The sequence below is a fragment of the Tropicimonas sp. IMCC34011 genome, from assembly GCF_003390865.1.
In the GTDB taxonomy this organism is placed as follows: domain Bacteria; phylum Pseudomonadota; class Alphaproteobacteria; order Rhodobacterales; family Rhodobacteraceae; genus Tropicimonas_B.
On the sequence record NZ_QMEJ01000001.1, the window covers coordinates 283274 to 304078 of the forward strand.

16 protein-coding genes and 1 pseudogene are annotated in these 20805 nt (G+C 66.0%); 6 read left to right on the plus strand and 11 right to left on the minus strand.

The window, feature by feature from the left end; translation table 11 throughout:
- Positions 1-4 precede the first annotated feature (4 nt).
- From DQG15_RS01440 to DQG15_RS01450, 3 genes and pseudogenes are all read left to right on the plus strand, one after another.
- Positions 5-1123 (plus strand): C45 family peptidase, encoded by a 1119-nt coding sequence (locus DQG15_RS01440; RefSeq protein WP_116082160.1) that lies wholly within the window; start codon positions 5-7, stop codon positions 1121-1123.
- 255 nt (positions 1124-1378) lie between these two features.
- Positions 1379-1741 (plus strand): annotated as a pseudogene (locus DQG15_RS18470) (transposase); the annotation flags it as partial.
- Positions 1742-2392: 651 nt separating this feature from the next.
- On the plus strand, positions 2393-3478 hold the full coding sequence (locus DQG15_RS01450) for a cache domain-containing protein (RefSeq protein ID WP_116082162.1): 1086 nt from the start codon (positions 2393-2395) through the stop codon (positions 3476-3478).
- A 222-nt stretch (positions 3479-3700) separates the two neighbouring features.
- On the opposite strand, the gene DQG15_RS01455 is transcribed toward DQG15_RS01450, so the two are convergent.
- The 6 genes from DQG15_RS01455 to DQG15_RS01480 all read right to left on the minus strand — a co-directional run bounded on the left by DQG15_RS01455 (position 3701) and on the right by DQG15_RS01480 (position 10360).
- Positions 3701-5689, minus strand: coding sequence for a glycosyltransferase (locus tag DQG15_RS01455; RefSeq protein WP_116082163.1), 1989 nt, complete (start codon positions 5687-5689; stop codon positions 3701-3703).
- Positions 5686-6867, minus strand: a complete 1182-nt coding sequence (locus DQG15_RS01460; protein WP_232830662.1) for an HlyD family efflux transporter periplasmic adaptor subunit — start codon at positions 6865-6867, stop codon at positions 5686-5688. The genes DQG15_RS01455 and DQG15_RS01460 overlap by 4 nt, the downstream gene beginning before the upstream one ends.
- 133 nt (positions 6868-7000) lie before the next feature.
- A complete protein-coding gene (locus DQG15_RS01465) occupies positions 7001-8041 on the minus strand; it encodes a glycosyl hydrolase family 8 (RefSeq protein ID WP_232830663.1) in 1041 nt (346 codons plus the stop codon).
- 146 nt (positions 8042-8187) lie between these two features.
- Positions 8188-9474 carry an O-acetylhomoserine aminocarboxypropyltransferase/cysteine synthase family protein gene (locus DQG15_RS01470; RefSeq protein ID WP_116082165.1) on the minus strand — a complete coding sequence of 429 codons (1287 nt, stop codon included), beginning with the start codon at positions 9472-9474 and terminating at the stop codon, positions 8188-8190.
- Between the two features lie 89 nt (positions 9475-9563).
- Positions 9564-9926 (minus strand): hypothetical protein, encoded by a 363-nt coding sequence (locus DQG15_RS01475; protein ID WP_157968866.1) that lies wholly within the window; start codon positions 9924-9926, stop codon positions 9564-9566.
- Between the two features lie 5 nt (positions 9927-9931).
- Positions 9932-10360 (minus strand): hypothetical protein, encoded by a 429-nt coding sequence (locus DQG15_RS01480; RefSeq protein ID WP_116082168.1) that lies wholly within the window; start codon positions 10358-10360, stop codon positions 9932-9934.
- Positions 10361-11255: 895 nt separating this feature from the next.
- Between DQG15_RS01480 and DQG15_RS18770 the strand changes: the two genes are divergently transcribed.
- A complete protein-coding gene (locus tag DQG15_RS18770; RefSeq protein WP_157968867.1) occupies positions 11256-15206 on the plus strand; it encodes a Hint domain-containing protein in 3951 nt (1316 codons plus the stop codon).
- Positions 15207-15315: 109 nt separating this feature from the next.
- Here DQG15_RS18770 and DQG15_RS01500 read toward each other — a convergent pair whose 3' ends face one another.
- Genes DQG15_RS01500 through DQG15_RS18710 form a run of 4 tightly spaced genes read right to left on the minus strand, consistent with a single transcriptional unit; the run spans position 15316 to position 18527 of the window.
- A complete protein-coding gene (locus DQG15_RS01500; protein ID WP_116082170.1) occupies positions 15316-15933 on the minus strand; it encodes an NTP transferase domain-containing protein in 618 nt (205 codons plus the stop codon).
- On the minus strand, positions 15930-16874 hold the full coding sequence (locus DQG15_RS01505; protein ID WP_116082172.1) for a site-specific tyrosine recombinase XerD: 945 nt from the start codon (positions 16872-16874) through the stop codon (positions 15930-15932). The genes DQG15_RS01500 and DQG15_RS01505 overlap by 4 nt, the downstream gene beginning before the upstream one ends.
- Positions 16871-18403, minus strand: coding sequence for a hypothetical protein (locus DQG15_RS01510; protein WP_116082174.1), 1533 nt, complete (start codon positions 18401-18403; stop codon positions 16871-16873). The genes DQG15_RS01505 and DQG15_RS01510 overlap by 4 nt, the downstream gene beginning before the upstream one ends.
- On the minus strand, positions 18393-18527 hold the full coding sequence (locus DQG15_RS18710; protein ID WP_255415077.1) for a hypothetical protein: 135 nt from the start codon (positions 18525-18527) through the stop codon (positions 18393-18395). Before DQG15_RS18710 ends, DQG15_RS01510 begins: the two co-directional genes overlap by 11 nt.
- Before the next feature lie 84 nt (positions 18528-18611).
- Between DQG15_RS18710 and DQG15_RS01515 the strand changes: the two genes are divergently transcribed.
- Together DQG15_RS01515 and aroB are read left to right on the plus strand one after the other, a co-directional pair.
- Positions 18612-19220: a shikimate kinase gene (locus DQG15_RS01515; protein ID WP_255415102.1), complete on the plus strand. Its 609-nt coding sequence runs from the start codon at positions 18612-18614 to the stop codon at positions 19218-19220.
- Positions 19213-20319, plus strand: a complete 1107-nt coding sequence (gene aroB, locus DQG15_RS01520; protein WP_116082177.1) for a 3-dehydroquinate synthase — start codon at positions 19213-19215, stop codon at positions 20317-20319. The genes DQG15_RS01515 and aroB overlap by 8 nt, the downstream gene beginning before the upstream one ends.
- On the opposite strand, the gene DQG15_RS01525 is transcribed toward aroB, so the two are convergent.
- Positions 20316-20714 (minus strand): DoxX family protein, encoded by a 399-nt coding sequence (locus DQG15_RS01525; RefSeq protein ID WP_116082179.1) that lies wholly within the window; start codon positions 20712-20714, stop codon positions 20316-20318. The two genes, aroB and DQG15_RS01525, sit on opposite strands and share 4 nt — an antisense overlap.
- Positions 20715-20805: the final 91 nt, after the last annotated feature.

Consider the following 20805-nt stretch of genomic DNA (forward strand, 5'->3'; position numbering starts at 1 on the left):
CTCCATGAACAAGCCTTTCCCATTCGTCTCCGTCGAAGGAGACGTACGCACGCGTGGCCATAAATACGGTCAGGCTGTGCCGGAGCGGATCGCCCGCAGTGCTGCACATTACCGGTCGGAACTGGAGAAGATCGGCGCCGATGACGCGCGTCAGCGTACTCTCATCAATGAAGCTGCAGAAGAGATCGCACGGTTCGATCCCGATCAGGTCGCGGCGATCGAGGGCATTGCCCAAGGCGCCGGTGTTTCAATCGACGACATCGTGCTCATCAACGCCCGCACCGAGGTCATCGCCAAGGCCCGGCAACTGGCGCGGCAGGAGATCATCGATCCGGCCGAGGGCGAATGCACGACCGCCGTCATCCTGCCGAACCGCAGTGCAACAGGGACACTCATCCACGCCCACAACTGGGACTGGACACCGGATGCCAGCGAAACGACGGTCATCCTGCGCGAGACGACCGAGGCCGGTCTGACCTACCTCACCTTCGTGGAAGCTGGCGGGCTGGCACGATACGGTCTCAACTCTGCAGGCGTCACGCTCACTGGCAATTACCTGAGCAGCGATCGCGATTACTGTCAGGCGGGCGTCCCGCTGAGCTGCATCCGCCGCAAGGCGCTTGAACAGGAGCATCTCGCGGTTGCGATGCAGGTCGTGGCCGCGTCGCCGAAGTCCTGCTCGAGCAACATGATCCTCACGCAGAAGGGGTGGGCGATCGATTTCGAATGTGTGCCTGACGAAAGCTTTCCTTTGATGCCCGTCGACGACCTGCTGACCCACGCCAACCATTTCGAAAGCCCGGTGGCGCTCGGAAAGGTACGCGAGATGGGCCTTCGCAACGCAGTCGACACCTACTATCGCTCGAGCCGGATGCGCAGCCTGCTAGAACAAAGCGGCGAGAAAATCAGCGTTGACGATGCAAAGCGGATCCTCGCGGACGACTGGGCAACGCCTTATTCCATATGCCGTCCGGTTCGTGAGGCCCTCAGCGGCGGTCAGACCGCGACCGTCGCGTCGATCGTTATGGACCCCGAGGAGAGGACGATGGACGTGGCCACTATGCCGTCGCAAGGGGTAAGGTACGTGCGGTATTCGATGGACAGAGATCCGCAGCCTCTCTGACGGCTACGTGTTCAATCCCGGCATTTGAAGGACCGGATCGAGGATCAATCGATCCGGTTCTTACATACGGATCTTGCAGGTGTATTCGTAGGTTGGGAGGCCGCCCCATCAGGATTGCCCGGTCACCGCTGGAAAGCTGGCGTGGAACCCATTTCAGAATGGCGGCCATGTTTCGACCGTTATTCAAGCCGCTGACCTGCCAAGGGATTTTTCCTCCACCGCCAACTAGAGTCCGCCCTAACTTTAGGACGGACAATGAAGCGCACGAGATCCACGGACGAGCAGATCATCGGCATCCTTGGCGAGCACGAAGTGCGCTGACCTGTGCCGCAAGCACGGCATGTCGGAAGGCACCTTCTACAACTGGAAGGCCAAGTTCAGAGGCATGACGGTCTCCGAGGCCAAGCGGCTGAAGACGCTCGAGGACAAGAACGCGAAGCTGAAGAAGCTGCTGGCGGAACAGATGCTGGATCTGGCTGCGATGAAGGAGCTGGTTTCAAAAAGGTGGTAACGCCTGCCGTAAAGCGAGAGGCGGTCGCACATCTGAAGACCCTGTTCGGGCTCTTGAAACGGCGGGCGTGTGGGATTGCCGGGGCGGATCGCAAGATGGTCCGCTACCTACTATAGCGGACCCCGGGCACGGAGCTGCGCGGTCGCAGGTGTCCCTCTGCACGGAGTGATGCGAAACGCAGTGACTTTCCGGTTACACCTTGCGCCACCCTCCAAGTCTGGCATTTATCCGCACACGACAGGCGGCCGAGCCAAACGATGTAGCCACGGCCGCCTCTCACTCTAGGCTGCTAAAAGCCGAAACGTGTGTGAGTTCAGATGAGATAAATCTCTGATAGGTAATAAAACTCGCGGGTTTCAAAATCCCCCGCCTCGCGGCGTGTCGGTTCGAGTCCGACCTCGGGTACCATGCCTGCAAATAAATCACTGAAAAATATCGATTTTCCGGTACGGTGTCCCGCGATGATCGGGTCTGGGACACTTCCTGATGTCAGGGACCGATTCCCACGATCGCCGTCATGGGCTCGATCGCCATCTGCCGGCGCTCGGCGCTCCGCTGTCCGCCCGTTCAGAAGGAGGGCGGAACGATCGACTGATCCCGTTCGCGCCACATCGGGCCTTTGAGTGTCATCAAGTTCCATTGATCCTCACTGTGACCGGCGCGGCCCCAAATCCGCCTCAATCTTGGTTAACGTCTAGTGAAGGTGGGGCGCAGATCGCGCCCGTCTTGATAGACCCATGTAGCGGACTTGCAGTGCCATGAACTTCAGCCAGTTTCCCAAGCTTTCCACTACCCTCATCGGCTCGGCGATCGCGGCGTTCCTGCTGGCGATCCTCGTGGTCACGCTTCCGATCCGGTCGCATGTGAATGCCTTCGAACGGAACGTACAGTCCGAAGGCGTGACGCGCGCCGGTCGGGCCCTGCAACTGGCCGTCTCCAAGACCATGGAACGCGAATGGGGCAGCCTCGAAGCCGTCGCGGCGCAGGTCGACATGAACAACCAGAGAGGCCTGCAGAACTTCGCAGATGCCGTCCCGCGCGCGAGCTCGGCCATCGCCTGGACCGGAGTCGTCGCAGCAGACGGGCGCATCCTTGCCGGCACCGGCGGCACCGAGGTGGGATCCGATGCCAGCCAGGAACGGTGGTTTCGCGAAGGCCGCGCGGGCGGCAGCGTCAGCTCGGTCTATCGCCATGCATCGCTCGGTGAAGACAGCAATGGCCTCATCAACATGTCCGCCCCCGTGCTCGACCAGATGGGCCGGAGCATCGGCGTCGTCGTCTACAGCCTGCGGATCGACTGGCTGACGGACTACATGTCCGAAGCGGCGCGCGAGCTCGGCCTCGATATCGCGGTTCGGGACGAGGAGGGCCGGACGGTCCTCGAACTTGACGAGCAGATCCAGGGCCCGCTCGACCCCGATGTCATGGCGCTGTCCGAGATCGGCCACGACCTGACCCGCTTCATCCCCGGACAGGGCGGTCAGCCGGCCCATGTCCTCGGTGTGTTCCCGAACATGCTCAAAGGCGATCTGCCCCAATTCGGCTGGGACCTCGTCGTCCGCGTGCCCGCGCTGCAGGGTCAGGCGAGCCTTGCCGCGTTCATGCGCAAGATCAGCTGGTCCATCGCCGCGCTCTTTGTCGCCCTCGGCTGCGCCACGGTGTTCTACACGGTGCACTTCCTGCGGCCCATCGAAGAGCTGTCCCGCGTCGCAGGCAAGATTGCCGACGGGGATGCGAGCTACCCGCCGGAGCGCACGTCCTCCCGCGAAAGCGCGGCGCTCTCGTCCGCGCTGGTGAGGATCCAGAGCCGGCTCTTCGACAAGTCGATCACTCCTGCCGAATAGGGAAACCTCCGGGTTTTCAGACTGTGCAAGGCGCCTCCGCGGGGATCTGCGGGGGCGCTTCTCTTTTTTTGCGGTCGCGAAGCCTCGGGCGGCTCCCCGTCGGTCAGCGTCCCGGGCGGAGGACCATGGCGAGCGGGCATAATGGGGCCGTAACATGCGCGGACAGTGGCGGGCTGGACGGACGGATATCGGGGATGCCCCTCTGTGCGGGCTCCGATCCGGTTATCGAGAGGGCCCGATCTTCGAGAGACGCTTGGTGAAGTCGCCGATCAGGTCGCCGTAATTGGAGCGCAGCACGCCCGGTGTGACCTCGTCTTCGGCATGAAGGCGAATGATCAGGGCCTCGCGCAACGCCTCATCCGGCTCGAGCCGGACGAGAACACTTCCCGGCCGGGACACCAGGACAACGCCGTCCACCACGCCGACATCACGGATCTGAAGCTTCAGGACGCTGCCCGCCGGAAGATCGTGGCCGCGGAGCCGCGCCGAATCCCGTGTCAGCTCGCTGAGCCAGACGCTGTGCCGCCCGCCACCCGGAAGGGAGACCTGCGTCAGCTCCGGCGCGTCGGCGATGTGGACCTCCCTCCGGGGCAGCTCGACGCAGGCGAGGACCGTCATCACCAGCACGATGAGATTGTAGATCGTCCAGAACAGCACGACGCTCTTGCCGTCGCCGGCGTCGTAATAGGCGAAGGTATCGAAGAAGATCCCGAGCGTGAGACCAAGCACCGTCAGGCCCAGCAGGATCGCGAAGGGTCGCATGATCGCCCATTGCACGACGATCCGTGATCGGTCGCCGCCCTTGGCCGTCACGCTGAACGGGTGCCCATGGGGCTTCAGCAGCCCAGTGATGGCGGCGCGAGAGATCGGGAAGGCGCCGATGAGCTGGCTCACGTCATGGAAGATCGGAACGACCATGCCGGGGGAGAGGAGCGTCGAGGTCAGGAGAACCCAGGCGTAGTAGGTGCCGAAATAGGAAATCACGTCCGGCACCGCCGCGTTCACGACGGTGATGTTGAAGAACCAGTAGAGCAGCGGAAAGATGAAGGCGGCGATGCGAAAGACGAACGAGAAGAGCCAGTAGAAGGCGGAGTCGAGGACGCTCCATCGATCCCGCAGGCGCATCCTGCGGCGGCTGAGCGGTCCGAGGTCCGATCGCGCGATCTGCATGAGGCCGAGGCACCAGCGCGCGCGCTGGGTGACGTATTCCTTCAGACCCTCGGGCGCGAGCCCCTCGGTCAGGGCCTCGTTGAGGTAGACCGTCTTGAACCCCTTCTCCTGAAGGGACATCGTCAGCATGAAATCCTCGGTCACGCTGGAGGTCGGGAAGCCGCCGATGGCGTTGACCGCGCTCATCCGGGACATCGAGGACGTTCCGCAGCAGATCGCCGTGCCCCAGGCGTCCCGCGCAGGCTGCATGTGATCGAAGAAATATCGCTGCTCGTCGGGATAGGAGCGCGAGAGACCGAGATTGTGCTGGATCGGATCGGCGTTGAAGAAATGCTGCGGGGTCTGCACCAGTCCGACGGTGGGATCGTGAAAGAGCGCGAGGGTCCGGCTGAGAAATCCGCGATGGGGCACGAAATCGGCATCGAGCACGGCGAAGAACTCGGGCGGCTCGGCCTCGGCGTTCAAGACGCCGAGCGCGTGGTTGAGGTTGCCGGCCTTGGAGCCCTTGTTGTCCGGGCGGCGAAGACAGCGCACGTCGTGTGAGGCGCAGTAGTCCCGAAGCCAGTCCCGCCGCCCGTCATCGAGTACGTAGATGTCCTTGCGCTCGTAAGCGAGGGCGCGAGCCCCGGTGATCGTACGCTCGAGAACCTCCAGATCCTCGTTGTAGGTGGCGATGAGCACGGCGATCCGGGGGGCTCGTTTCCGGCTCTTCCACCAGTCCAAATTGGCGTTCACCTCGTCGCTGCGCTCGCGTGTGCGGGACATCAGGACAAAGGCGCTGATCGAGCCCACGAGCGCGAGGAGTTCTATGAGGTAGAGCGCGCCACTGGCGATGAAGTCCACGGTCAGACCCGGCGGTGCCAGGGTCTCCGTCCCGCGCCACCAGATATAGCGCAAGGCCAGAAAGATCGACACGCCGTAGAGCGCCACGCGCTGCCATGTCCGGGTGCGGGACACGGACCCCTTGAGAACGAGGCCCAGCCCGAGGATCAACAGAATCGGGATGCAGGCGGATTGCGTGGGTGTGAGATAGAGGCTCATCCGCGCCCGCCATCGCGGCGCAGCCAGTCGAGCGGACGCGCATCGAAGAAGACCCGGCCGGTCCGGCCAATCGCGCAGGCCAGTTGCGGATCCGCCGCCAGGCGCGGGATGAGGAGCGTCACGTCATAGCGCTCGAGATGGCGGGGTCCCGGCTGAACGGCGAGATTGCGGTAGATCGTGTTCGCGCCGCTGCCGGCAAGGCGGGAGACGGTCCCCTCGAACACTTGATTGACGCCGGAGGGGCGGAAGGTCGCGGACTGGCCGAGGCGGAGCGTGTTGTAGACGTTCTCGGTCACGGAGAGGGACAGGATGACCGAACTGCAATCGGCCAGCGTCGCCACCGCGTCCCCCCGCTGGATCGTCTCGCCGTCGGCGACGTGAAGTTCCCAGAGCAAGCCCTGCACCGGAGAGGTGAGCTCCGTGCTCGTGGCCCCGTTGGTCACGGCGCGCGCTTCGGTCAGGCGGATCGTCCGCGCCCGGCGGCTGGCGCGGGCTTCCTGCAGCCTCAGGCGCAGGCTGGCCTCCTCCTGCTGCAACGAATCGAGGCGCTGGCCGGAGTAAGGCGCATCGTTATAGCCGTCGCCGAGGAAGACGCCGTCGCGACGGAGGGCGTCGAGTGCGATCTGCGCTTTCTCGACGCGCTCCTCGGCGTAGTTCAGCGCCAAGGCGTAGGCGGTGGGTTCGGCGCGGGTGCGCGAGGTGTCCTCGTCGAGGATCTCGGCAATCTGCTGATCACCTGGGTCGAGGGAGCCCCGCTCGCGCAGGATCTCCAAGCGATCGGTCGCATGCTCCAGCTCGGTTTCCAGTTCGCGGATGCGGGCGTCCTTATAGGTCGCAAGGCGCGCCTCGGCATCGGCCCGGTGAGAGGCGATCTCGACCAGTTCCTTCTCGAGCCGGGCAATCTCAGCGCCGGCGATGCCGACCTCCATCGCGATGTCATCCCGGCGGACCACATCCACCTGCGGATCCTGCACCGAGGCGACCATCTCGGCGCTTTCCAGGCGGGCGCCGAGCGTTTCCTGCTCCAGAGTGACGGTTCCGGCGATCGGGCTGCGCAGGGTCACGAGCCGCGTGTTGACGAAGGCATTGGCGCTGGCGCCGGATAGCTGTTCCCCGATGATCACCCAGATCGCCGCGATGATCAGGAGAAGTCCGATGCCGAGACGGAGGATGCGCATGGTGTCAGCTTTCCGAGTAAAGATAAGGTAGGTTCTGCCCCTCGGATTACAGATCGCAATGGCACGAAAATGGCATCGATCCGATCGCTTGGAGGGCGTGGCGTCGATGCCGCAGTCCCGCGGAGTACGCCTTTCAGCCGAACGGCCCGCCTTCGCGCGCGGCGATGCCGGCAAGAAGACCGAGCGTCGCGGGGTAGTAGGGCTGGGGGCGGCTCCGGGGCGGCTCGAGATCGGGCCGCGGGGCTCCGGCGGGAGCGGCGACGAGCTGCCAGAGCGCTCGGTATCCGGGGTAGTCGCTGGTGTCCTCGACGATCCCGTCCCGGGTGACCCTCGTGGGAACGTGGTTCTGCGGCAGGCCGGGCAGGGCGCGCGCCAGGATCCGGCGGGCTGCCTCCGCCGCCTCGTGGTCCGCGCGCCCAGACCAGACGAGATAGAGTGCAATTCGAAGCGCGTCGTAGCCCAGCCCGCCGAAATAGCCCCTGGCCGGAACCTCGCCATCGGTGGTGACGGCAAGCCAGTCCGGCAGCCAGTCCATGTGTCCGATCTCCGACAGGAGCCGTTCGCCGTGATCGGCGGCGCGAATGAGGTCCGGGAGGCCGGCCGCCTCGCCCAGTTCCCTGAGCGCGCGGGACATGTAGTAGGACGGGTTCACGAGCACCGCGCTTCCGTCCCCCTCGGGGTTGGCGAACGGCGCGAGCAGACGCTCCGAGGGGGCGCGGGGATCGGGAACGAGACAGAGCGCGGCGATGTCACGGGCAATCCGGAGGGCCTCAGGCCGGTACGCCTCCCGCCCGGAATCCCGCGCCGCGCGCAGAAGCGCCCAGGCGCGGAAGAGGTCTCCATCCGTCGCGGTCTGGGGATCGGCCGTCCCCGCCTCCGGCCGCCAGCGCCAGGCCATCAGCGCATCGCTCCGCACCGCAAGATGCGTCCGCGTCCAGGTCTCGATCCGATCGAACGCCTCGTGATCGCCATGGGCCTGCGCCAGAAGGAGGGCATAGCCCTGGCCTTCGGAATGGCTGATCCCGTTCTGAAGGTCGTCCGTCACCCGCCCCGAGGCCGCGAGGAACGCGGCTTTCCATGTCTGCCACGCAGAGACGTCGGCGCGCGCGGGCCAAGCTCCGTGCGCCAGTGCCACGGCGCCGAGAGAGGCGCAGGCCGATCTGCGGGTCATCATCGAGGGGTTGGGTCCGGGCCGGGGAACATCACAGGGACCACACTGTGCCGGCTCGGTCAGCGGCCTCAACCCCGGCGAAAGAAGGCTGACGCGGTCGTGAAGCTCCCCCGCCCGCGATCCCGTAGGGGCGGGCGGGGGGCCATCGGTCAGGAGGTGGCGGCCGTCAGCGCCTTGTCCAGATCGGCGATGATGTCCTCCGCCTCTTCGATGCCGATCGAGAGGCGTACGACGTTCGGCTCGGCGCCGGCCTTCACCTGCTGCTCCGCCTCGAGCTGGCGGTGCGTGGTGGAGGCGGGGTGGATGATCAGGCTGCGCGTATCCCCGAGATTGGCGACGTGGCTGAGCAGCTTGAGACTGTCGACCAGCTTCACGCAGGCGTCGTAGCCACCCTTCACCGCGACGGTGAACAGCGCACCGGCGCCCTTCGGCACGACGGTCTTGGCGCGTTCGTAATAGGGCGAGGATTCAAGGCCGGCATAGGTCACCCGCTCGATCCGCGGATCCTTCTCCAGCCACTCCGCGACCTGCTTGGCGTTTTTCACATGCCGTTCCATCCTGAGGCCGAGGGTCTCGATCCCCATCAGCGTGTAATGGGCGCCCTGCGGGTTCATTGTCATGCCCAGATCGCGCAGGCCGATGGCGATGGAGTGGAAGGTGAAGGCCATCTCGCCGAGCGAGGCGAAGGTCAGGCCGTGATAGGCGGGTTCGGGCTGAGAGAGGGAGGGGAACTTGTCGTTCCGGCTCCAGTCGAACTTGCCCGAATCCACCACGATCCCGCCCGTCACGGTGCCATTGCCCGTGAGGTACTTCGTGGCCGAATGCACCACGAGCGTCGCGCCATGCTCGATCGGCTTGCAGAGCCACGGCGTCGCGGTGGTGTTGTCGACGATGAGCGGCAGGCCGTTGCGGTCCGCGATCTCGGCCAGCGCGGCGATGTCGGTCACGTAGCCGCCGGGGTTGGCGATGGTCTCGCAGAAGATCGCGCGGGTATTCTCGTCGATCGCGGCTTCGACGGCGTCGAGATCGTCGGTGTCGACGAAGCTGGCGGACCAGCCGAAGCGGCGGATCGTCTGGCTGAACTGGGTGATCGTCCCGCCGTAGAGGCGCGAGGAGGAGACGATGTTGCAGCCCGGTCCCATCAGCGGGAAGAGCGCCATGATCTGCGCCGCATGGCCGGAGGAGCAGGCGATGCCGCCGGCGCCGCCTTCAAGCGCGACGACGCGATTGGCCAGCGCCATGACCGTGGGGTTCGTCAGGCGCGAGTAGATGAAGCCGACCTCTTCGAGGTTGAACAGCCGCGCGGCGTGATCGGCGTCTTTGAAGACGTAGGAGGTGCTCTGGTAGATCGGGATCTGGCGTGCGCCGGTTGCCGGGTCCGGCTCGGCGCCGGCGTGAACCGCGAGCGTGTCGAAACCGAGGGGTTTGTCGGTCATGGAATGGGTCCTCCTGAAGTGCGCGCGGACCGTAGGGCAGGGCGCGCCCGGTTGGAAGCCGGTTCAGTGACGATGCGGTGCGGCGGAGGCTACTGCCGGGGGAGCTGCGGGATCGCCGTGACCGAGGTCACCCGGCCTTTTTTCACCCGCATGCCGAGGAGGTAGCCCCTCCCATAAGGAGAGGAGACCGTTGCCGGCCCGACGAGCCAGCCGAGGTTCTCGTCCCGGTCGTAATACGTCGTCGGCTCTCCGAGGAGCGCGACGACCTCCTCCCGCGTCATCCCGACCACGTCGTGACCGGCGAGAAACTCGTGCACCATCGCGCCGCGCGTCTCCGGCCCCGCGGACGCCCAGCGATCCGGCGAGAAGGATGTCGTGCCAAGGACTGACCAGTCGGCCTGCGTACCGACGTCGCAATCGGACAACATCGCGATCAGGATACCGAGCGCCATCGCCTTCACGGAGCGGTCTGGAGCTTGCCCGCGCTCAGGGCGGAATAACAAGCGTTCGACAGCTGCGAATTGCTGTCGGGAAAGCCGGTCCAGTCGGGCAGGATGTTGCGCAGATCCCCGCCGCCGATGGTCAGGCCGATGGAATTGTTGTGCAGGTCCATCCGGGACTCCGAGGGGTGCGGGCTGCCGTATTCATGGGACGAGGTGTACTGCCACGCCCTGAGATAGCCCATCTCCCGAGCCAGGTACGCCGACCAGAAGCAGTGCCGGAACGCGTCGGAGCTGTCATTGCGCCCGTTGTAGCCGAACCGGGCCGTGGTTTCGTTGTAGGCGATGTCCTTGCTTCGGTAGATCGTGGGGGCAAGGTGAGGGTTCATGGCCAGAAAGGCCTTCTCCGCGACCGTCAGATCGCTCCACTGTTCGTAAAGACCCATGGCAAACCGATCCGGTTAAACGTCATGCACACGCTTTGGTAGGAGTATGCCGGTACGCCTTTCGTCTGGCAATCGTGCCGGGGACGATTCGCGGAGCAGCGTGCGGCCGGCGAGAAATCGAGAACAATCGGGCATCAGCCTGAAGATTGATCAAGCGCTGCCCGAGAGCATCTCGCGCGTGACCTGTCTTTTTGGATAGGTCTCGGCACCTTTTAGACGCCTTGTTTTAACCATTTTTAGGATTTGGCGTAGCGCCTCCGTCCAAGGCGCTCTCTGACCGCCCGAGAGGCCACGGCGAGGCCTAACCCTATGTTAGCTAGATGATTTTCGCATCATAGGTACGAAGATGAGCGTTTACGTATAGGAAACTTTCGCCGCATGGGTACGGTAAAGTGTCCCGAACATCGCCTTTTTGTCGTCCTATTTACGCTCCGCTCGCGCCATGATTGCGCCATTTTTCACTTTCGATTCCCGCAGCTTGGCGCGTATATCGGTCTTGCCCGACTGGGGGGCGAAGTCTGCTGGCTGCGGGGGCGGCCGCACTCGAACCGCGATGCGGCGCATCGCGGGGGGTATGGGAAGTGTGTTGCTCGCGTGTATCGAGCGCCTTGCATGACGGGGGCCTCGGCCTTCTTCCGCAGGTTCCTGCAAATCGCCAGGCGTGTATTTGCCGGCGTCCCACCCCCCGCGCCGCGCCTCGTCGGTCCGTGTGCCGGCCGCTGTCGCGCGGTGCTTCGCCCCCCAAAGGGTTCGAGACATGCCCGGGGCCGAAACGTGCCATGATGCCATCATTTTTTGGAAGTCTGTTCGGTCCCGACGGACCACCCGGTCCCTGTGACATAACCCGTGCCGGGCGCCGCCCTGTGCCAGCCCACGTGAGTTTGAGGAGGCGGACATGACCTATTCATCCGGCGACACCACCTACAGGATCGTCTTCGAAAGCCTCCACAAGGGGGATCTCGTCTCGAACCAGTACGAGGAGTACGGGGTTCGCATCAGTTCGGCCGATCCGAACCATCCTCCGATGATCTTCGACACGTCGCATCCGACCGGCGGCGACTACGATCTGGGAACGTGGTACCAGGGCAAGGCCCTCATCCTTTCCGAGGATGGCGACAGCTCCGATCCGGACGACAATTCCGGCGGCGGCACCATCGCGCTGGACTTCGCGTCTCCCTCCGAGGTCAACAGCTTCCGGGTGATCGACACCGAAGAAGGCGGCACGGTGAAGTTCTTCGCCGCGGACGGCAGCCTCATCAAGACGGCGCAGCTGCCGCATACCGGCGACGGCGGCATCTGCCAGGTCAATTTCGGTGTCGAGGACGTCTCCCGCATGGAGATCACCCTGAACGGCTCCGGCGCCATCGACGATATCTGCTACACCATCGGCGATACCGAGTTCGACGACACGCCGGGCGGTCCCGCAGATGGCCTCGACGGTTATGTCGAGGGCACCGCCGGAGACGACCTGATCAACGAGAACTACACCGGCGATCCCGAGGGCGACCGCATCGACAACGGCGATGCCATCCTTCCCGGCGAGGGCCCGAACGACGATATCGTCTATGCCGGCGGCGGAAACGACACCGTCTATGGCGGTCAGGGCAACGACGAGATCTACGGCGACAGCGTCGCTCCCGGCACCGACACCGCAGGCGGCCCCACGGGCGGCACGGCGGAATCCTTCGAATGGAGCAAGCTGCCGGATACCGACCGATATGGCCACGGAACCGTCGACGACGGGGAGCATATCGACGGCTACATCTTCGAGCAGGATACGGGCGCCGTCAAAGTTACGGCCAAGATTCCGCATGCCGGCTGGGGCCGCGCCGAGAGCCAGTTCGATAATGAAGGCATCTTCGTCACCGGCGACGCAAACTCCAACTCCGCCCTTCAGTCGATGGCCGAGAGAGGTGAGTCCGCGACGTACGAGTTCGGCTTCTCCGAAGCGGTCACGGGCGTGTCCTTCACGGTCACCGATATCGATGTGAACAAGGGCAGCGTCACGATCAATGCCTTTGATGCGGACGGCAATCCGGTCGATATCGACTTCACCCCCGGCGACGAGTTGCTCCGGGACGGGAACACCTTCACCGCGGACAGCACCGACAACGACACCCAGACGGACCCCGACGCCTCCGTCATCGTGAATATCACCGGGCCGGTCAGCCGGATCGAGGTGATTCACAACAACGTAGGTTCGGGCACCTCGGGCATCTTCATCTCGGATGTGGCCTTCACGGCGGGGGCGGAGTTCCTGCCCGCTGGCCCCGGCGAGCCGGGCGACGACCGCCTCTTCGGCGGAGAGGGCGATGACGTCATCTACGGCGAGGCCGGCAACGACACGATCGACGGCGGCACAGGCGACGACACGCTCTACGGCGGAGAGGGTGACGACATCATCCGTGGCGGCGACGGCTCCGACCATATCGAGGGCGGCGCCGGGAACGACCGGATCAGCGGCGGCGACGGCGGCGACTTCATCGACGGCGGCGACGGCAACGATTACATCGAAGGCGGCGAAGATGCGGACGTGATCCAGGGCGGTGCCGGCAACGACACCATCCTCGGTCAGGGCGGCGACGACGAGATCGACGGCGGCGACGGCGACGACACGATCATCGGCGGCCGGGACAACGACATCATCCGCGGCGGCGCCGGCAACGACAAGATCGACGGGAAATCCGGCGACGACACGCTCTACGGCGGCAGCGGCGATGACGAGATCATCGGCGGCGGCGGCAATGACGTGATCTACGGCGAGGACGGCAACGACACGATCACCGGCGGAAACAACGTCGACGTCATCGATGGCGGGGCTGGCGACGACACGATCCATGGCGGCGCCATGGGCGACAAGATCACCGGCGGCGACGGCAGCGACACCGTTTTCGGCGATGATGGCGACGATTACATCGACACGTCCGCTCCCCTGAGTTCGAGGCCCCTCCCGGACCGGGGATATCCGGGCCTCTTCCCGTCCGATCCCGACCCCGACAATGACAAGGATTACGTCGAAGGCGGTGCCGGGAACGATACGATCATCACCGGCGACGATGATGACGTGATCTTCGGCGGCACCGGTGACGACACGATCAATGCCGGCCTCGACGACGACTATGTCGATGGCGGCGAGGGCAACGACACCATCATCGCCGGCGAGGGCTCCGACGAGGTCTATGGCGGTGCCGGTGACGACACGATCTACGGCGGGCTCGGCCCGTCCGTGCCCTTCGACCAGCTCAACGTCCGCGACGATCAGGGCGACAAGGTCACCGACAACGGCAAGGATGTCATTCACGGCGGCGACGGCAACGACCGGATCTTCGGCGAGGACGATGCCGACAAGCTCTACGGCGATGCCGGCGACGATTACATCGATGGCGGGATCGACAACGACTTCATCGACGGCGGCGAGGGCAACGACACGCTCCTCGGCGGCCAGGGCGACGATACGATCCGAGGCGGTGCCGGCGACGACTTGATCTTCGGCGGCGATGGCAACGACACCATCCATGGCAACGAGGGCAACGACACCATCGATGGCGGCGCTGGTGACGATTACATCGAGGGCAACCAGGACGACGACACCATCGAGGGCGGCTCCGGCAACGACGTGATCTACGGCCAGGGCGGCAACGATCGTCTCTCGGGTGGCGACGGCGACGACTGGATCCAGGGCGGCCGCGACGGCGACTATATCGACGGCGGGGCCGGCAACGACACGCTGCTCGGTGGCGCCGGTGCGGACGAGATCCATGGCGGTGACGGAGACGACGTCATCGACGGCCAAGGCGGCGACGACGTCATCTACGGCGAAGGCGGCAACGACACGATCAACGGCGCCAACAACGAAGACACGATCTATGGTGGCGACGGGGACGATACGATCCGCGCCGGCGCCAGTGACGACATCGTCTACGGCGGCGCCGACAACGATACGATCTACGGCGAGAACGGCGACGACGAGCTCTACGGCGAAGACGGCGATGACGTCATCGACGGCGGCAAGGGCAACGACACGATCACCGGCGGTGACGGCGCGGATCGCCTCTCCGGCGGCGACGACCGGGATACCTTCTTCGGCGGCAATGGCGGTGACTTCGTCGATGGCGGCGAGGGCGGCGACGATTTCGACACGCTGGACCTGACCGGTTCCGACGTGGACTTCATCACCTACACCTCCGACGACCGGGAGGACGGGACCGTCACGTTCAAGGACGGCTCCACGATGAAGTTCGAGGAGATCGAGAACGTCATTCCCTGCTTCACCCCCGGCACGCTGATCGCGACGCCACAGGGCGAGCGCCCTGTCGAGGAGCTTCGCGTCGGCGACAAGGTCATCACGCGGGACAACGGCATCCAAGAGATCGCCTGGGCCGGCCGCAAGGACATGGACCTCGCCGGTTTCCAGGCCGATCCGTCGCTTCGCCCGGTGTTGATCCGGGCCGGCAGTCTCGGTCACGGTCTGCCGGAGCGGGACATGCTCGTCAGCCCCAACCACCGGATGCTGATCGCCAACGAGATGACCTCGCTCTACTTCGAGGAGCACGAGGTTCTCGTCGCCGCGAAGCACCTCGTCGGTGCGCCCGGCATCTCCAAGGCGGACTGCCTCGGCACGAGCTACATTCACTTCATGTTCGAGCAACACGAAGTCGTGCTGTCGGACGGAACGTGGACGGAAAGCTTCCAGCCGGGAGACTACACGCTCAAGGGCATCGACGAAGCCCAGCGGGCGGAGATCTTCGCGATCTTCCCGGATCTGAAGACCCCGGCGGGACGGATGGACTATGCCGCGGCGCGCAAGATCCTGAAAAAGCGGGAAGCAAGCCTCCTCGTCATGTAACGGGACCGCGGTCGCGCGGCCGAGCGCGATCTTGGACGAGAATAAGGGCGGTCCCGGGGAGTCGGGGCCGCCCTTTTTTCGATGTCGCGCCTGATCACGGCGACGTCTCCTACCGGCCGGTCTCCCTGCGCCACGCTGACCAATCCTCCGGCGTGTCGAGATCACGTCGCGCGCGGCGGCCGGGCAAGTGAACGAGGTGGAGGCGCTCGCCGGCGGCGGTCACCGCCGCGCGCCCGCCGTCATCGCCGGACAGCCGCAGGAGGTGCGGGATCAGCGACGCGTCGAAGAGGATCGGATGACCTTGTCTGCCGTCTTCCGTGGACCCGCGCCAGACGAGGGCGTCCGGCGCCTCGCCGGGGGCCGAGAGGACCGACGCGATATCCTCCCGCCCGATCTCCGGCATATCCCCCAAGAGGATGAGCAGGCGGGGCGCGTCGGGGAAGGCGGCCGCGCCCGTCCGGATCGTCGCGCCCATCCCCTCCGCGTGGTCCGGGACCTCCATGCGTGCCACGTCCAGCCTGTCCAGCACCTCCGCGCGGGGATGATCGAGGCCGGGCAGCAGGACCGTGACCGGGCCCGACCCGGTTGCCCGGGACGCGGCCAATGCCTCGGATGCGGTCCGGCGCAGGAGTGGCACACCGTCCACCGGTTCGATCAGCTTGTCCCGCCCGGCCATGCGGCGGGAGGCCCCGGCCGCAAGAATCAGGAGCGGGACACCTGCGCTCATGCGCCCTTCGCAAGGGGGTGATGCGTCGTCACCAGCTCCCGGAGCCGCTCGTCGAGAACGTGGGTGTAGATCTCGGTCGTGGAGATATCGGCATGGCCAAGGAGCGTCTGGATCGCGCGAAGGTCCGCGCCACCGGCGAGGAGGTGGGTCGCGAAGGCGTGGCGCATGGTATGCGGCGTGACCTTTGCGGGGGAAACTCCAGCGGAGACGGCGATCTCCTTGATGAGGGCATAGAAGCGATGGCGCGTCAGGTGCCCGGCCGAGCCCGAGGAGGCGAAGAGATAGCGGGACGCCGCCGCGCCGCGCTCTGTCCTCGCCAGATCCTCGGCCGCGTCGCGATGGTGCAGCCAGGCGAGAAGCGCCTCCCGTGCGGGAGGGGAAAGAGGGACGAGCCGCTCCTTCTCCCCCTTGCCGCGCACCAGCAGCATCCGCGGATCGCCCCGCGCCGCGCTCACGGGAAGGGAGACGAGTTCGGACACGCGCATCCCGGTCGCATAGAGAAGCTGCATGAGGCAGCCGTTCCGCGCGCGGTCGGCCTCCGTGCGGCCCTGTTCGGCGGCGGCAGCGAGTAGCGCGTCCACCTCGTCGTGGCTCAGCGTCTTTGGAAGGCGCACCGTGCGGCCCGGCCCCTTGAGGCGGAGCGCCGGATTGTCCGCGCGCCACCCCTCGTCATAGGCGAACCGGTAAAGCTGCCGGATCGAGGAGAGGCGCCGCGCCCGTGTGGAGGTGGCGAGACCCTGGGCGTCACAATGGACGAGGTAATCCTCGATCTCATCCCGCCCCAGATCGGCGAGCGCATGGCCCTTGTGCTCTGCCCAGGCTGCGAAATCGTTCAGGTCACGGCCATAGGCGAGGCACGTGTTGCGGGAAGCGTCGAGCTCAGCGGCCTGCGCATCGAGAAAGGCGGAAATCCAGCCCGCCGCGCGGGCGGGCGGGCTCATGCCCCGCGCTCCAGCAGCATCAGTTCGAGGCCGATACGTCGCGCCCGGTCCTCGAGACCGACATCCCGCAGGAAAGCCAGTGTGCCGGTGATCGTGCCGTAATCCGTGCCACGGCCCCGCGCGATACGGTTCGCCGCAACGAGGAGCGCCTCGCCGAGCTTACCCTCGCTCCGCAGGCTCTCGAGTGCGGCGGGAAGGTCGGGGGCTGGATCCTCGGCGAACGCATCGGCGATGGCGGTCGCAAGCGGAGAGGTGGCCGTGGCGGCACCGGGCATGCCGCGCGCGAGAGCGACGAGAAAGATCGCCTCGGCGCCCTTCGGTTCGGCCGAGGCAGCGATGCGCTCGTAGGACGGGGTCAAGAGTCCGATCCGAAGCGCCAGATCCGCGGCGCTCGGCGGCAGATCCATTTTTGCGAGGCGCGTCCCGTAAAGCGAGGCGAAGGCGTGGTCCAGCCCAGCGGACCGCATGGTGCTCCATGTACCCGGCAGAAGTTCGGCCACGGGGCGGGGGCGCCCGTCTCCCATCGCCGCCTCGAACGCCTGCATCGCCGCCACGCGGTCCCAGACCCCGCCGGAGGCTGCGGCCTCCCGCTCGGCATAGAGCATCGCGAGATCCTGGGGGGAATAGACGCCGGCCCGCGTCAGCCGCTCGCCCGCCTCGACACGGGTTCGCCAAGAATTCGGTCCGTGCAGATCCGAATGCGCGAAGGCGACGGGCAGGGTGGGCCCGTGGAGCGGCTCCCCGATGGCCTCCCGCATCTTCAGATCGAGCGGGGTCGGGTTCTCGATGGGAGGCATCGGTTCGGCGCCATCTGCGATCGCGGCATCGAGGAAGCGGGCGAGGAGCTCGTCCTCGTCGGGTGTGAGCTGTCCCAGAGCCTCGGCCGTTTCCAGCGTCAGGGCGGCCGCGGGCCAGTCGCCCGTCCGGGCGAGGCAGAAGACACGGGCGGGAATTGAGGGGGCGATTCCGGGCGTGCGCCGCAGATCGGCGCAGGCGCGATCCTCGTGCCCGGTCAGGAGGGCGACATCGAAGCCTCGGCGGAAGAAGGCGGGCACGCCTGCGCCCGCCTTTTTCAGAAGCTGCCCCGCGGAGGACAGATCGCCGAGCGCGAGCAGCGCATCCACCCGCGCCAGAAGAAGACGCCCGTCAGGCGTCGCATCCTTCGGCGGGTCCACCTCCGCCGTCAGCAGAAGCTGGTGCAGATCCCGGGCGGCGGGCAGGGCGGAGGCGGGAAAGCCGGTCATGCGCCGGGCCAGTGCCTCCGTGGAGGAATTGCCCCAGAGATCCGCCGGCAGTCCCGTCTGGGAGCGCGGCACGAGCCCGATTGCGTCTGGCATCGGCATGTCCAGCGGCCGAACGGTCACCTCCGGGAAAGCCGCACCGGACGATACCGGCGGCTCATCCGGAACGACCGGCTCGGCGAGAACGTCGGACAGCCAGTCAACGCCCGAGAGTGGCGCCTGAGCCGCTGCCGGACCTGCAAGCCCGGTCAGGAGCGGGAGGCAGAGAAGAGCGGTTCTAGTCCACATTAAGGGTCACGGGCTCGGTCACGTCCTGCTGCTCCGGCGTCAGGTCACCGAAATAGGCAAAGCCCACGAGCCCGATGGCGCCGATCACCGCGAGGAAGAACAACAGCTTGATCAATCGCCACATTTTCCGCTCGTCCTTGCCTGTCCCTTGCCGCCTCTCCGGACGGCCCGTGAAAACTATATATGGCATCGCCGGCGGTTTCACGCCATTCAGGGGCCGACACGACAATTTGCGCGGGATCGCGCCCGCGAAAAGGGAAGCACCATGCGCGCGCGCCTGAAGAAACCCGTCGCCCTCGTCGGCATGATGGGAGCGGGGAAGACCGCGGTCGGACAGGCCCTGGCCCGCCGCCTCGGCGTGCCGTTCGTGGACAGTGATTCGGAGATCGTGAAGGCGGCGAACATGTCGATTGCCGAGATCTTCGAGCGTGACGGCGAGCCCTTCTTCCGGCTCAAGGAGCGCCAGGTCCTCCGGCGGCTGATCACCGGCGAGCCCGCCATACTCTCCACCGGCGGCGGCGCGTACTTGGCCTCGGAGAATCGCGAGATCATCTCCCGCAACGGAGTCGCCGTCTGGCTGAAGGTGGATATCGCGACGCTCTGGTCCCGCGTGCGCCACAAGGACACGCGTCCGCTCCTGCGCACGGCCGATCCGCGCGCCACGCTGGAGCGCATCGCGTCCGAGCGCGAGCCCGTCTATGCCCTGGCAGATCTCACCGCCGAGGCGGACCCGTCCTATTCGGTCGCCGACATGGCCGAGGAAGTGACGCGCGTTCTCGCCACGCGAACCGATATTCTGGAGAGGACCCATGCCTGACGTCCACGTCCCCCTCGGATCCCGTGCGTACGACGTGCGGATAGACCGGGGCCTGATCGCCCGCGCCGGCGAGGAAATCGCACCTCTTCTGGCGCGGCGCCGGGTGGCGGTCGTGACCGAGGAGAATGTGGCCGCGCTGCATCTGGGGCCGCTTCGCGATGGGCTGGAGGCGGCCGGGATCGAGTACGCGCAGCTCATCCTGCCACCGGGCGAGGGCACGAAGTGCTGGTCCCAGCTGGAGCGTGTCACGGAATGGCTGGTTGCCGAACGCGTCGAGCGCCGCGACGTCGTGCTGGCGCTCGGTGGCGGCGTGATCGGCGATCTTGTGGGATTCGCGGCGGCGATCCTGCGCAGGGGCGTGCGCCTCGTGCAGATCCCGACGAGTCTCCTGGCGCAGGTGGACAGCTCCGTCGGCGGCAAGACCGGCATCAATTCCCCCCTTGGGAAGAACCTCATCGGCGCCTTCCACCAGCCGAGCCTCGTGCTTGCCGACGTGGATGCGCTGGAGACGCTCCCGGAGCGGGATTTCATCGCGGGCTACGGGGAAGTGGTGAAATACGGGCTTCTGGGGGACGAAGGCTTCTTCGGCTGGCTCGAAAAGAACGGCCCGGCGCTGGCGCGCGGCGACGGGGCTGCCCGCGCGGAGGCGGTGCGGCGCTCCGTCCAGATGAAGGCGGATATCGTGGTGCGGGACGAAACCGAGCAGGGGGACCGCGCGCTCCTCAATCTCGGCCATACCTTCGGCCATGCGCTCGAGGCCGCGACGGGGTACTCGGACCGGTTGCTGCATGGTGAGGGCGTCGCGATCGGCTGCGCGCTGGCCTTCGATCTCTCGGCGCGCCTGAACCTGTGTTCGCAGGAGGAGCCGAGCCGCGTGCGCGCGCATCTGGACCGGATGGGGATGCGGATGCGGCTCTCGGACATTCCCGGCGATCTGCCGGATGCGGAGGGGCTTCTTGCCCTGATGGCTCAGGACAAGAAAGTCGTGGACGGTCGGCTGCGTTTCATCCTGGCCCGCGGGATAGGGGACGCCTTCGTCACGTCGGACGTGCCGCCGGATGCGGTGCGCGCCCTCCTTGAGGACGCGCTGGCCGCTTAGGCGAGGGTGGACTTGCTGCGCGCGGCGTCCACGCTCCAGACACCGGGGCCGGAGAACACGAAGTACAGGAACACGAAGCAGTAGAGGATCGCCGCGTCGCCACCGTTCAGCGACGGGAACGCGCTCTGCGGTGCGTGGGCGATGAAGTACGCCGCGGCCATCAGGCCGGAACAGATGAAAGCGACGGGACGGGTGAACAGACCGATCAGGAGCAGGATGCCGCCCACCAGCTCGATCAGGCCGGCAATGCCGAACATGGACAGGAGCGGGGGGTTCATGTCGCTGGCGGGGAAGTTCAGCAGTTTCTGCGTTCCGTGCGCCAGGAAGATGAGGGCGGACACGATGCGCAGGACGCTGAGCATCTTGGGGGCGTGGGCGGTCAGGGCGGTCGACATGGGCTATCTGCTCCGATGCAGTGTTTCGTTGCGATCGAAGTACATCGAAGTTTGCCTGCACCGATACTGGCGCCCCGGCGCAGGACCCGTG